General features: G+C 67.3%; 14 protein-coding genes. 7 read left to right on the forward strand and 7 right to left on the reverse strand.

Going from position 1 to position 12,787, the window contains the following annotated elements:
- Positions 1-128: 128 nt before the first annotated feature.
- The 5 genes from AAFN46_RS10340 to AAFN46_RS10360 all read left to right on the forward strand — a co-directional run bounded on the left by AAFN46_RS10340 (position 129) and on the right by AAFN46_RS10360 (position 5,494).
- Positions 129-1,379: an OprD family porin gene (locus AAFN46_RS10340; RefSeq protein ID WP_347808599.1), complete on the forward strand. Its 1,251-nt coding sequence runs from the start codon at positions 129-131 to the stop codon at positions 1,377-1,379.
- A 30-nt stretch (positions 1,380-1,409) separates the two neighbouring features.
- Positions 1,410-2,384 (forward strand): tripartite tricarboxylate transporter substrate binding protein, encoded by a 975-nt coding sequence (locus tag AAFN46_RS10345; RefSeq protein WP_347808600.1) that lies wholly within the window; start codon positions 1,410-1,412, stop codon positions 2,382-2,384.
- Positions 2,385-2,510: 126 nt separating this feature from the next.
- Complete coding sequence (locus tag AAFN46_RS10350) at positions 2,511-2,957, forward strand: tripartite tricarboxylate transporter TctB family protein (RefSeq protein ID WP_347808601.1); 447 nt, start codon at positions 2,511-2,513, stop codon at positions 2,955-2,957.
- Position 2,958: 1 nt separating this feature from the next.
- The gene (locus tag AAFN46_RS10355; protein ID WP_347808602.1) at positions 2,959-4,467 is read left to right on the forward strand and encodes a tripartite tricarboxylate transporter permease; all 1,509 of its coding nucleotides are present in this window, start codon (positions 2,959-2,961) and stop codon (positions 4,465-4,467) included.
- Complete coding sequence (locus tag AAFN46_RS10360) at positions 4,460-5,494, forward strand: AbrB family transcriptional regulator (RefSeq protein WP_347808603.1); 1,035 nt, start codon at positions 4,460-4,462, stop codon at positions 5,492-5,494. The genes AAFN46_RS10355 and AAFN46_RS10360 overlap by 8 nt, the downstream gene beginning before the upstream one ends.
- A gap of 108 nt (positions 5,495-5,602) precedes the next feature.
- Here the strand turns inward: AAFN46_RS10360 and ccoM are convergent, their stop codons facing one another.
- From ccoM to AAFN46_RS10380, 4 genes are all read right to left on the reverse strand, one after another.
- Positions 5,603-5,734 (reverse strand): cytochrome c oxidase subunit CcoM, encoded by a 132-nt coding sequence (ccoM, locus tag AAFN46_RS10365; RefSeq protein WP_347808604.1) that lies wholly within the window; start codon positions 5,732-5,734, stop codon positions 5,603-5,605.
- Positions 5,735-5,856: 122 nt separating this feature from the next.
- Positions 5,857-6,012 (reverse strand): hypothetical protein, encoded by a 156-nt coding sequence (locus AAFN46_RS10370; protein WP_347808605.1) that lies wholly within the window; start codon positions 6,010-6,012, stop codon positions 5,857-5,859.
- Positions 6,009-6,611 carry an alpha-ketoglutarate-dependent dioxygenase AlkB gene (locus AAFN46_RS10375; RefSeq protein ID WP_347808616.1) on the reverse strand — a complete coding sequence of 201 codons (603 nt, stop codon included), beginning with the start codon at positions 6,609-6,611 and terminating at the stop codon, positions 6,009-6,011. Before AAFN46_RS10375 ends, AAFN46_RS10370 begins: the two co-directional genes overlap by 4 nt.
- Positions 6,612-6,651: 40 nt before the next feature.
- Positions 6,652-6,948 carry an aspartate-semialdehyde dehydrogenase gene (locus AAFN46_RS10380; protein WP_347808606.1) on the reverse strand — a complete coding sequence of 99 codons (297 nt, stop codon included), beginning with the start codon at positions 6,946-6,948 and terminating at the stop codon, positions 6,652-6,654.
- Positions 6,949-7,113: 165 nt separating this feature from the next.
- Here AAFN46_RS10380 and rapA point away from each other — a divergent pair, with 165 nt between their 5' ends.
- Positions 7,114-9,963, forward strand: a complete 2,850-nt coding sequence (rapA, locus tag AAFN46_RS10385; RefSeq protein ID WP_347808607.1) for an RNA polymerase-associated protein RapA — start codon at positions 7,114-7,116, stop codon at positions 9,961-9,963.
- Positions 9,964-10,160: 197 nt separating this feature from the next.
- On the opposite strand, the gene AAFN46_RS10390 is transcribed toward rapA, so the two are convergent.
- Positions 10,161-10,970 (reverse strand): SDR family oxidoreductase, encoded by an 810-nt coding sequence (locus AAFN46_RS10390; RefSeq protein WP_347808608.1) that lies wholly within the window; start codon positions 10,968-10,970, stop codon positions 10,161-10,163.
- Between the two features lie 93 nt (positions 10,971-11,063).
- Complete coding sequence (locus AAFN46_RS10395) at positions 11,064-11,429, reverse strand: DUF2784 domain-containing protein (protein ID WP_347808609.1); 366 nt, start codon at positions 11,427-11,429, stop codon at positions 11,064-11,066.
- A 270-nt stretch (positions 11,430-11,699) separates the two neighbouring features.
- Between AAFN46_RS10395 and bfr the strand changes: the two genes are divergently transcribed.
- Positions 11,700-12,170 (forward strand): bacterioferritin, encoded by a 471-nt coding sequence (gene bfr, locus AAFN46_RS10400; protein WP_347808610.1) that lies wholly within the window; start codon positions 11,700-11,702, stop codon positions 12,168-12,170.
- A 455-nt stretch (positions 12,171-12,625) separates the two neighbouring features.
- Here bfr and AAFN46_RS10405 read toward each other — a convergent pair.
- Positions 12,626-12,787: transposase (locus AAFN46_RS10405; RefSeq protein WP_347807349.1), on the reverse strand; the 162-nt coding region annotated here is incomplete at its 5' end.

Raw genomic sequence — 12,787 nt, forward strand, 5'->3', positions numbered from 1 at the left:
TTTCAGCCTGAAAGCCTGGCGAAAGTTTCGCCTCCTAGCATCGCTCTCAGGGTGGCAAGAACCACCCGCCAGAGCGCCGGCCGCGTGGTTGCACCGGCGCGACAAAAACAACATCGGAGACCACCTGCATGCGCATTGCATTGCCTGCACACCGCCTCGCCCTGGCGATTCTCGCCGCCACAGCCGCCTCCACGGCGCAGGCCGCCTTCGTCGAAGACAGCAGCGCCAGCCTGAGCACCACAAATATCTATCTGAACCGCGACTTCCGCGAAGGCGACGGGCAGAACAAGCGCGAGGAATGGGGCCAGGGCTTGCTCCTCGACATCCAGTCCGGCTACACCGAAGGCAGCGTCGGCTTCGGCCTCGACGCGCTCGGCATGCTCGGCGTCAAGCTCGACTCCGGTGGCGGCCGCACCGGTACCGACCTGCTGCCGGTGCAGGACGACGGTGGCACCCCCGACCAGTTCGGCCGCCTGGGCCTGACCGGCAAGGTGAAAGTGTCCCGGAGCGAGTTCCGCTACGGCTCGCATATACCCGAGCTGCCGGTGGTCAAGGCCAGCGACAGCCGCCTGCTGCCCCAGGTGTTCGAGGGCGGCCTGCTGAGCTCTGCCGAGATCGACGACCTGAGCTTTATCGGCGGGCGCCTGGACAAGGTGATCGACCGCGCCTCGACCAACTCCGAGGAGCTGCTCCTCAACAGCAAGAACAAGCGCTTCGCCAGCGGCGTGACGGCCGATCACATGGACCTGGCCGGCATCGACTACCAGTTCGCCAAGGGCCTGACCGGCCGCTACTACTATGCCGACGTCGAAGACATCTACCGCCAGCACTTCCTCGGCCTGCTGACCAGCCATGCGCTGGGCGGCGGCACCCTGAGCGCCGACCTGCGAGTGTCGATCAGCGACGACAGCGGCTCGGCCAAGGCCGGCACGATCGACAACCGCGCCTGGAACGGCATGCTCGGCTATGCCCACAGCGGCCACAAGTTCAGCCTCGGCTACCAGCAGATGAGCGGCGACACCGGCTTCGCCTACATCGATGGCAGTGACCCCTTCCTGGTCAACTTCGTGCAGATCAACGACTTCGCCAACGCCGACGAGCGCTCCTGGCAGGCCCGCTACGACTACAACTTCGCCGCCCTCGGCCTGCCCGGCCTGAGCTTCCTGACCCGCTACATCAAGGGCGACGACGCCCGGGTGGCCGGCAGCACGGAAGAAGGCCGCGAGTGGGAGCGCGACATCGAGTTCAAGTACGTGGTGCAGTCCGGCCCGCTCAAGGACCTCTACGTACGCATGCGCAATGCCAGCTTCCGCTCCAGCTTCGCCCGCGATGCGGACGAGAACCGCCTGATCGTCGGCTACAGCCTGCCGATCTGGTAAGCCACAATAAGACTCCACGGGAGACCCACGATGAAAACTGCCCTGTCCCGCATCGCCCTCGCCTGCGCCACCCTGGCCCTGTCCGGCCAACTGCTGGCCGAACCCAAGCGCCCCGAATGCATCGCCCCGGCCAAGCCCGGCGGCGGCTTCGACCTGACCTGCAAACTGGCCCAGAGCGGCCTCAAGGATAACGGCCTGCTGCAGGCGCCGATGCGCGTCACCTACATGCCCGGCGGTGTCGGCGCCGTCGCCTACAACGCCGTGGTGGCGCAGCGGCCGAAAGAGGCCGGGACCATCACCGCCTTCTCCTCCGGCTCCCTGCTCAACCTGGCCCAGGGCAAGTTCGGTCGCTACGACGAAAACGCCGTGCGCTGGCTGGCCGGCATCGGCACCGACTACGGCGCCATCAGCGTGCGCGCCGACTCGCCCTACCAGAGCCTCGACGAGCTGGTCCAGGCGCTGAAGAAAGACCCCGGCAGCATCGTTTTCGGCGCCGGCGCCACCATCGGTGGCCAGGACTGGATGCAGACCGCGCTGATCGCCCGCGCCGCCGGCATCGACCCGCAGAAGCTGCGCTACGTGGCCTTCGAAGGCGGTGGCGAAACCCTCACCGCCATGCTCGGCGGCCATGTGCAGGTCACCTCCAGCGGCCTCGGCGAAGTCACCCCGCAGCTGGCGGCGGACAAGATCCGCATCCTCGCGGTGCTCTCCGAGCAGCGCCTGCCGGGCAAGCTGGCGAGCATCCCCACCGCCAGGGAGCAGGGCTACGACATCAGTTGGCCGGTGATCCGCGGCTTCTACATGGGCCCGGAGGTCAGCGATGAAGACTACGCCTGGTGGAAGGGCCAGTTCGACAGCCTGCTGGCCAGCCCGGAGTTCGCCAAGCTGCGCGAGCAGCGCGACCTGTTCCCGCTGAACATGACTGGCGACGAGCTGAAGGCCTACGTACTCAAGCAGGTGCAGGACTACAAGGCCCTGGCCGGCGAGTTCGGTCTGGTGCAGTAGTAGGGACTTCCCTCTCCCCCGGGAGAGGGTGGCCCACAGGGCCGGGTGAGGGGCACTACCTCCCTCACCCCTGGCCCCTCTCCCGAGGGGAGAGGGGAACGATCATGCCTACTCAGGAATACCACCATGTACGTCCGCCTGTTTGCCGCGGTGTGGCTGCTCGTCTGCGCCTTTCTCGCCGTGATCGCCTGGGGCTTCCAGGCGCCCTTCTCGTATGACCCGGTCGGCCCGCGCGCCTACCCGCTGCTGCTGTTGACCCTGATGGCCGCCGCGGCCCTGTGGCTGCTGTGCAAGCCCAGCGACGAGCCGACCCCGCCTATCTCCTGGCCCCTGGCACTCCGGGTCGGCTTGTGCGTCGCCGCCCTGCTCGCCTATGCCCTGCTGTTCGAGTCACTGGGCTTCATCCTCAGCACCGCCCTGGCCGGCTTCGCCCTCGGCCTGCTGTTCGGCGGCCGCCCGCTGCCCAGCGCCCTCAGCGGCGCCCTGATGGGCGGGCTGCTGTACCTGCTGTTCGACTATCTGCTGGACGTGCCGCTGCCGCTCGGCCTGTTCGCCGCTTTCCTGGAGAGCTGAGATGGAAACGCTGAATTTCTTGATGCAGGGCTTCGACGTCGCCACCCGGCCGACCAACCTGCTGGTGGCGCTGTTCGGCGCCTTCGTTGGCACCGTGGTCGGTCTGCTGCCGGGTCTGGGACCGATCAACGGGGTGGCCATCCTGCTGCCGCTGGCCTTCGCCCTCGGCCTGCCGCCGGAGACTGCGCTGATCCTGCTGGCCGCCGTGTACCTGGGCTGCGAGTACGGCGGGCGCATCTCCGCCATCCTGCTCAATGTGCCGGGCGATGCCGCGGCGATCATGACCACCCTCGACGGCTACCCGCTGGCACGCCAGGGCAAGGGCGGCATCGCCCTGTCGCTGTCGGCCATGAGTTCGTTCATCGGCAGCACCGTCGCCACCCTCGGCGTGGTGCTGTTCGCGCCGATCCTGGCCGGCTGGGCGGTGGCCTTCGGCCCGGCCGAGTATTTCATGCTGATGGTGTTCGCCATCGCCTGCCTGGGCGGCATGGTCGGCGACAAGCCGGTCAAGACCCTGATGGCCGCGCTGATGGGCCTGGGCCTGGCCACGGTCGGCGTCGACGCCACCACCGGCGTGTATCGCTTCACCTTCGACAGCGTCAGCCTGTCCGACGGCATCCAGTTCGTCATCGTGGTGATCGGCCTGTTCAGCGTCAGCGAGGTGCTGCTGATGCTCGAACACACCGCCACCGGCCAGCAGGCGGTCAAGGCCGGCGGGCGCATGCTGTTCAACTTCAAGGAGTTCGCCAGCGTCTGGTGGACCACCTTGCGCAGCGCCGTGGCCGGCTTCGTCATCGGCGTGCTGCCGGGCGCCGGGGCGACCATCGCCAGCGCCATCACCTACATGAGCGAGAAGCGCATGGCCGGTGACAAGGGCCGTTTCGGCGCAGGCGACCTGCGCGGCGTAGCGGCCCCCGAGGCGGCCAACAACGCCTCGGCCTGTGGTTCGCTGATCCCCATGCTGACCCTCGGCGTGCCGGGCTCGGGCACCACCGCGGTGATGATCGGCGCCCTGACCCTGTACAACATCACCCCCGGCCCGCTGCTGTTCGAGCAGCAACCGGACGTGGTCTGGGGCCTGATCGCCTCGCTGTTCATCGGCAACGTCATTCTGCTGGCGATGAACATCCCGCTGGTCGGCCTGTTCGCCCGCATGCTCAGCGTGCCGACCTGGATCCTGGTGCCGGCCATCACCGTCGTCTCGGTGGTGGGCGTATACGCCGTGCACAGCACCACCTTCGATCTGGTGCTGATGATCGGCCTAGGCGTGTTCGGCTACCTGTTGCGCAAGATGGACTTCCCGCTGTCGGCGCTGATCCTGGGCTTCGTCCTCGGCGAGATGATGGAATCCAACCTGCGCCGCGCCCTGTCGATCAGCAACGGCGACCTGGCGATCCTCTGGTCCAGCCCGATCACCATCGCCCTCTGGGCCTTGGCCCTGCTGATGCTGGCCCTGCCCGGCCTGCGCTGGTGGCGCAACCGGCGCAAGCTGCAGCTGGCACATGCCTGACTGGCTGTTCACCCCCGTCGCCGGCGCCGCCGGCGGCGTCCTGGCCAGCCTGGTGGGCTGGCCTTTGCCGTGGCTGGTCGGCTCCTTGCTGGCGGTCCTGCTGCTGCGCTGCCTGGCCGGGCTGAACCTGCGCGAGGTGCCCGGCGCGCGCAAGGCCGGACAGTGGCTGGTGGGCACCGGCATCGGCCTGCACTTCAGCCCGGTGGTGCTGCAGCAGGTGGTCGCGCACGGCGGCCTGCTGCTGAGCGGCGCCCTGCTCACCAGCCTGACCTGCCTGATCGGCATAGTCCTGCTGCGCAGCGCCGGGCACGACCGCGCCACCGCCTTCTTCGCCAGCCTGCCCGGCGGCGCCAGCGAAATGGTCAACCTGGGCCTGCGCAATGGCGCCGATCCCGGCCGGGTGGCCGCCGGGCAGAGCCTGCGCCTGCTGCTGGTGGTGCTCTGCGTGCCGGCGCTGTTCCAGTGGTGGCTGGGCGTGCCTCCCGTCCTGGCGCACGGCGCCGGCGATAACGATCTGCCGCTGCTGGGAGCGCTGCTCGGCGGTGGCGCGCTGCTGGCGCTGCTCTGGCAGCGCCTGGGCCAGCCTAACCCCTGGTTGCTCGCGCCGCTGCTGTTCAGTGGCGTGGCCGCCGTCCTGCTCGACCTCCCGCTGAGTCTGCCGCTCGGCACCAGCGAGTTGGGCCAGTGGCTGATCGGCAGCGCCCTGGGCTGCCACTTCCAGCGCGCCTTCTTCCGCCACGCGCCGCGCTTCGTCGCCCTGGTGCTGCTGGCCACCCTGCTGGCCATGCTCGCCGCCACGCTGGGGGCGCTGGCCCTGGGCTGGCTGGGGGCACTGGACCGGCGCGCGCTGCTGCTGGGCATGATGCCCGGCGGCATCGCCGAGCTGAGCCTGACCGCCGAGGCCCTGGCCCTGTCGGTGCCGCTGATCACCGGGCTGCAGGTGCTGCGCCTGGTCTGCGTACTGTTTCTCGCCGAGCCGGCGTTTCGCCTGTGGCAGCGAATCCATCCGCGAGAGGAAGGCGCCTAGCGCTCTTGCCCGGCAGAACTCGCGAGCCGGGCTCGCCACTACAAAAGCCAGGCAAAAAACGGGCGACCGAAGTCGCCCAAATGCCTTGCGTGCACGATTGCGGAAGGCTCACCGGCCCTTGGCACCGGCCTTGGCCTGCCTGTGCGCATCCTTCCAGATGAAGTAACCGACGCCGCCGAAGAAGGCGAGCATCAGGGCGACTGTGCCGATACCGGCGAGAACCACGGTGTCGAGAAACATGGCTGCCTCCTTTGCGCTGGAGCCTGGTCTTGCTGGGCTCCAGCTTAGGGCAGGCGCACGGAGGACAATTGATCCGGATCAATGTCCGGCGAGGTGGGCGCCGCGACAGGGCGCCGCAGGGGTCAGCGCTTCTTCTTCGGCTTGGCCTTCTTCTTCGCCTTGGCCAGCGGCATGGCCTGCTCGAAGGCCTGGCGCATATCGTCCAGCTTTCTGTCGTGCAGGTCGTGGATACGCTTGCCGCGCTCGGCGGCGAAATCGATCAGCTTGTCGTCGCTCATGCTCTGCCCCGGATCAGGCGAAAGGTCAGGTTGATGCGTGGCGCCACCGCCTTGCGGGTCTTGGCCACCTGATGCTGCCAATGATGCTGCGTCGCGCCGCGCATGACCAGCAGCGATCCGTCGACCAGTTCCAGGGAATGCACGATGCGGCCGCCGCCCTTGCGGCGCAGATCGAAGCGCCGAGTGCCGCCGAGGTTGAGCGAGGCGATCAGCGGATTGGCGCCCAGCTCCGCCTCGTCGTCGCTGTGCCAACCCATGGAGTCGTCGCCGTCGCGGTAGTAGTTGAGCAGCACGCCGTTGAGGCGCTGGCCGGCCAGCGCCTCGATGCGCCCGCGAATCTCGGCCAGCAGGGGCGTCCAGGGCAGCGGCCGGTGCTCCAGCCCGGAATAGCGGTAGCTCGCCTCGGCATCGCCGTACCAGGCCAGCAGGCGCGGCACTCTGATGCTCCGGCCATGGATAAACAGCTCCGGCTGCTGCCAGGGCGTCTCGGCCTGCAACTGGCGAAACCAGGCCTGGGCGGTGGCGGCATCGAGCCAGTGCGGCAGGAACTGCAGCTCGGCATCGGGCAGAGCGATGGGGGTATCGGCGAACAGGTCCACGGCGGTCGTAATACGGGGTTGGGCGATCATTGTCCGCCGATCAGACTTCCACATCCACCCACAGGCCCTGGCGCGGCAGCTCCTCCAGCAGCGTCTCGTCGTCCTCGCTCACCTCGCCCTCGGCCAGCTCCTCAGCGCTGTAGCCGCGGCGCTGGCGGCGCTTCTGCTCCTCGCGCAGGAGCATCTCGGCCTCCTGCGGGTGGCGCTTGTCCAGCTCCACCGCGCTCTCCTTGGAGCTCTCGTTGCTCGGCGTGACCGGCGGAATGTCCGGGCGCGGCTTGGGCACGTCCTGCTGGGCGGTGACCGGAACCAGGCTGTGTGGAATGGGCGGCAGCATCGGCGTTTCTCCCTGGATACCCCCAGTGTCGGCCGAGTGGCCTCCAACTTGAAGCGGCGCTCGCTACACTTGCGACTCGGGACGCACGCATCGGTTCGCGCGGACGTCGCCCTCGGCACGGCGTTCCGCTAACATACGCGGCTTTTTTCGCAGCTGGGGCTTTTCATGGCAAGTAGTGGCATCGTGCAGTACCAACCGGGGCAACGCTGGATCAGCGACAGCGAGGCCGAACTCGGCCTGGGCACCATCCTCACCTCCGACGGCCGCCTGCTCACCGTGCTCTACCCGGCCACCGGCGAGACCCGCCAGTACGCCCTGCGCAACGCCCCGCTGACCCGCGTGCGCTTCGCCCCGGGCGACGAGATCACCCACTTCGAGGGCTGGAAGCTCACCGTGCAGGAGGTCGAGGACATCGACGGCCTGCTGGTATACCACGGCTTCAACGCTCAGCATGAGCCTTACAGCCTGCCGGAGACCCAGCTGTCCAACTTCATCCAGTTCCGCCTGGCCAGCGACCGCCTGTTCGCCGGGCAGATCGACCCGCTGAACTGGTTCGCCCTGCGCTACCACAGCCTGGAGCACCAGAGCCGTCTGCTGCAGTCCGACCTGTGGGGCCTGGGTGGCGCCCGTGCCCAGCCGATCGCCCACCAGCTGCATATCGCCCGCATCGTTGCCGACCGCATCGCCCCGCGCGTCCTGCTGGCCGACGAGGTCGGCCTGGGCAAGACCATCGAGGCCGGCCTGGTGATCCACCGCCAGCTGCTCAGCGGCCGCGCCGCACGGGTGCTGATCCTGGTGCCGGAGAACCTGCAGCACCAGTGGCTGGTGGAGATGCGCCGGCGCTTCAACCTACAGGTGGCCCTGTTCGACGCCGAGCGCTTCGCCGAGAGCGATGCCGACAACCCCTTCGAAGACACCCAGCTGGCGCTGGTCGCCCTGGAATGGCTGAAGGACGACGAGCGCGCCCAGCAGGCCGCGCTGGAGGCCGGCTGGGACCTGCTGGTGGTCGACGAGGCGCACCACCTGGTCTGGCACCCGGAGAAGGCCAGCGACGAATACCGCCTGGTCGAGCTGCTGGCACGCGCCATCGCTGGCGTCCTGCTGCTCACCGCCACGCCCGAGCAGCTGGGCCTGGAGAGCCACTTCGCGCGCCTGCGCCTGCTCGACCCGGATCGCTTCCACGACCTCGACGCCTTCCGCGCCGAGAGCGCCAACTACCGCCCGGTGGCCGAAGCCGTGCAGCAGTTGCTCGACCAGGGCAGCCTGAGCCAGGCCGCCCGCGCCGCCATCGAGGGCTTCCTCGGCGACGCCGGCCATGCGCTGCTCGATGCCCTGGCCGGCGGCGACGAGAGCGCCCGCGCGCGGCTGATCCGCGAGCTGCTGGACCGCCACGGCACCGGCCGCGTGCTGCTGCGCAACACCCGCGCCGCCGTGCAGGGCTTCCCCGAGCGCCAGCTGCACCCCTACCCGCTGCCCTGCCCCGAGCAGTACGCCGAGCTGCAGCCCGGCGAGCATGCCGAGCTGTACCCGGAAGTCGGCTACCAGGCCCAGGGCGAGGACGAGAGCTGGTGGAAGTTCGACCCGCGCGTGGACTGGCTGATCGACACCCTGAAGATGCTCAAGAAGTTCAAGGTGCTGGTGATCTGCGCCCATGCCGAGACCGCCCTGGACCTGGAAGACGCCCTGCGCGTACGTTCCGGCATTCCCGCCACCGTATTCCACGAGGGCATGAGCATCCTCGAACGCGACCGCGCCGCCGCCTACTTCGCCGACGAGGAGTTCGGCGCCCAGGTGCTGATCTGCTCCGAAATCGGCTCCGAGGGCCGCAACTTCCAGTTCAGCCACCACCTGGTGCTGTTCGACCTGCCGGCCCACCCGGACCTGCTGGAGCAGCGCATCGGCCGCCTCGACCGCATCGGCCAGCGCCACACCATCCAGCTGCACGTGCCCTATCTGGAGGGCAGCCCGCAGGAGCGCCTGTTCCAGTGGTACCACCAGGCGCTCAACGCCTTCCTCAACACCTGCCCGACCGGCAACGCCCTGCAGCACCAGTTCGGCCCGCGCCTGCTGCCGCTGCTGGAAGAACACGCCGAGGGCGCCTGGAATGCCCTGCTCGGCGAGGCCCGTGCCGAGCGCGAGCGCCTCGAGGGCGAGCTGCACAGCGGCCGCGACCGCCTGCTGGAGCTCAACTCCGGCGGCGCCGGCGAGGGCGAGCGGCTGGTCGAGGAGATCCTCGAACAGGACGACCAGTTCGCCCTGCCGATCTATATGGAGGAGCTGTTCGACGCCTTCGGCATCGACAGCGAGGACCATTCGGAGAACGCCCTGGTGCTGCGCCCCAGCGAGAAGATGCTGGACGCCAGCTTCCCGCTCGGCGACGACGAGGCGGTGACCGTGACCTACGACCGCAACCAGGCCCTGGCCCGCGAGGACATGCAGTTCCTCACTTGGGAACACCCCATGGTGCAGGGCGGCATGGACCTGGTGCTGTCCGGCTCGATGGGCAACACCGCGGTGGCGCTGATCAAGAACAAGGCGCTCAAGCCCGGCACCGTGCTGCTCGAGCTGCTCTACGTCAGCGAGGTGGTGGCGCCCAAGGCGCTGCAGCTGGGGCGCTACCTGCCGCCGGTGGCACTGCGCTGCCTGCTCGACCCGAACGGCAACGACCTGGCCGGCAAGGTCGCCTTCGACACCCTCAACGACCAGCTGGAAAGCGTGCCGCGGGCCAGCGCCAACAAGTTCGTGCAGGCCCAGCGCGACGTGCTGGCCAAGCAGATCGGCACCGCCGAGGCCAAGGTGCAGCCGCGCCATGCCGCCCGCGTGGATGAGGCGCGGCAGCGCTTCGCCGCCGCCCTGGACGAGGAAATCGCCCGCATGAGCGCCCTGCAGGCGGTCAACCCGACGGTACGCCCGGCCGAGATCGAGGCCCTGCGCAAGCAGCGCGACAGCGGCCTGGCCTTCCTCGACAAGGCGGCCCTGCGCCTGGAGGCGATCCGGGTGCTGGTGGCGGGCTGATAGGCTCGTCCCGCATCGTGCCGTAGCCCGGATTGCATCCGGGCTACGCGACCTCCCCTCTCCCGCGTGCGGGAGAGGGGCCGGGGGAGAGGGTGCAGCCACCCCCCCTCTCCCTAACCCTCTCCCCACTGGGGAGAGGGAACACGCGCGCAACCGCAAAGGGGCAGCCTAGGCTGCCCCTTTGCTTGCCCGTGCAATCAGGCCGCGCCGAGCTTGGCGCGCATCCTCTCGCACATCTGAATCATCTCCTCGTAGATCGCCTGCGGGTTGTGCCGTTTCAGCTCCCAGGCCATGCGTCCCTGCTCGTGCGGCAGGATCAGGAACTCACCCTTGGCCATCTCGTCGTGGATATAGCCGGCGATGTCCGCCGCGCTGATCGGGCTGCCTTCCAGCAGCTTGCCGACCTGCTGCTTCATCTCCGGGGTCGGGCCACGGAAGGAATCCAGCAGGTTGGTCTGGAAGAACGACGGGCAGACCACATGCACGCCCACGCCCTCGGCCTTGAGCTCCACCAGCAGGCTCTCGGAGAGCGCCACCACGCCGGCCTTGGCCACGTTGTAGTTGCTCATCGCCGGTCCCTGCATCAGCGCCGCCATGGAGGCGATGTTGACGATCCTGCCCTGGCTCGCGCGCAGCAGTGGCAGGAAGGCCTTGCAGCCCTTGATCACGCCCATCAGGTTGATCGACAGCTGCCAGTCCCAGTCTTCCAGGCTGAGGTCGGCGAACATGCCGCCGGCCGCCACGCCGGCATTGTTGACCAGCACGTCGAGGCCGCCGAAACGCTCCTCGCAGGCCTGGGCCACCGCAGTCAGCTGGCTGTAGTCGCGCACGTCGCAGCGCTGGGTGAAACCGTCGCCGCCGGCCTCGCGTACCAGCCTGAGGGTCTCCGCCAGGCCGGCCTCGTTGACGTCGCACAATGCCAGACGCCAGCCCTCGCGGGCCCAGCGCAGGGCGATCTCGCGACCGAGTCCCGAGCCGGCACCGGTGATCATCATGCGGTTCTGCATACTCTTGTTGCCTTGTTCTGTGGTGAGGTTGCGGCCAGTGTAGCCAAGGCCCTCCGCCACGCGGCGCTGCATCAGGCGGCTGAATGACGGGCCCTAACGCCGCAACAGTCGCCAGCCCAGCCAGGCATAGGCCGGCAGGTTGACCAGCAGCACCAGCCCCCCCAGCCACAGCTGCAGCTCCGGCGTCAGCCCCGGCGGGTAGATCAGCGGAATCACATAGTGCTCGACGAAGCCGCCGGCATAGCCGGCCTCCCCGGCCGCCCGGCGCAGCTCGTTCTCCAGCGGCGTCAGCGGGCAATACAGGTGCAGCAGCTCCACCGCCGCCCCCCAGGCCACCGCCGGCACGTGCAGCAGGGCCAGACGCGGCCAGCGCAGCACCACCAGAGCGCCGAACAGCACGAACAGGATAAAGGCCAGGTGCAGCACCACCACGGCATCGGCCGCCAGACGCAGGCTCATCGCCTAGGCCCCCGTGGATTTATGCCAAGTTGCGACATGGCCACTGCGATTAATTCCATTATTCGCTCCCTCTCCAGCACGCCCATGCGCATTAAACCTGGGCGCCTAAACTTGTCCAGAATATTCAATAACTTACTACCTTGATGAAGAACTTAAGCATTCTTATTTATATTTATTTTTATATATAATTCAGACACTTACATTTGACGAAGAGCAATACCTGGCGCAGACTCGGGGCTTACCGACCACCATCCGGATTCGAGGCGAATCATGAAAGGCGACAAGAAAGTCATCCAGCATCTGAACAAGATCCTCGGTAACGAACTGGTGGCGATCAACCAGTACTTCCTGCATGCGCGCATGTACGAAGACTGGGGCTTGAAGAAACTCGGCGAGCACGAGTATCACGAGTCCATCGACGAGATGAAGCACGCCGACAAGCTGATCAAGCGCATCCTGTTCCTCGAGGGTCTGCCCAACCTGCAGGACCTCGGCAAACTGATGATCGGCGAGAACACCAAGGAAATGCTGGCCTGCGACCTCAAGCTGGAACAGGCCGCCCTGCCCGACCTCAAGGCGGCCATCGCCTACTGCGAAACCGTCGGCGACTATGGTAGCCGCGAGCTGCTGGAAGACATCCTCGAGTCAGAGGAAGAGCATATCGACTGGCTGGAAACCCAACTCGGCCTGATCGAGAAAGTCGGCCTGGAGAACTACCTGCAGTCGCAGATGGACGAATGAGTTCATCCGCAACATGAAGAGCCCCGCCAATGCGGTCATGCTGTTCACTTAAGAAACGCCGCGACTTCTTTACAGAGCCGCGGCGTTTTTCTGGCTTGTGTTTGCCTGAGGGCACACTGCGCAATGCCCTTGCTTGGATGTTCTCCCGGTAAAAGGCGTCCTAAGTGCTCCCTCTCCCGCCGGGAGAGGGGCTGGAGGTGAGGGTGTTTCGGCGAGTCCCTCACCCCGACCCTCTCCCAGGGGGAGAGGGAGAACAACAGCCGCAGACCTGAACCAAGAAAAGTCCGGCCGTGGCCGTGATACCGCTAAGGAAGGTCTGAACTAGACCGGTTTTTCTGGCTGACTTCGGCCTTCGCCAACTTTGAAAGCGGCCAGTGGGTCAAAATCGACCAGATGGCTCGCTCATTACGGTGTTTCTGGCCGCCGCAAGCACCTCGCGGCAGCCATTTTCCGTATTACAGACGCACCTCTCCTGCATTCGCCAGCAAATGTCTGCGCACCATCCACAGGTTCGATAGCGCAAACAACGTCACCAGTTGCGCGGTGTTCTTGGCCAAGCCACGGAAGCGCACCTTGGTGTAGCCGAACTGGCGCTTGATCACCCGGAACGGATGCTC

Origin of the sequence: Pseudomonas sp. CAU 1711 (assembly GCF_039888625.1) — a bacterium.
Classification (GTDB): Bacteria; Pseudomonadota; Gammaproteobacteria; order Pseudomonadales; family Pseudomonadaceae; genus Aquipseudomonas.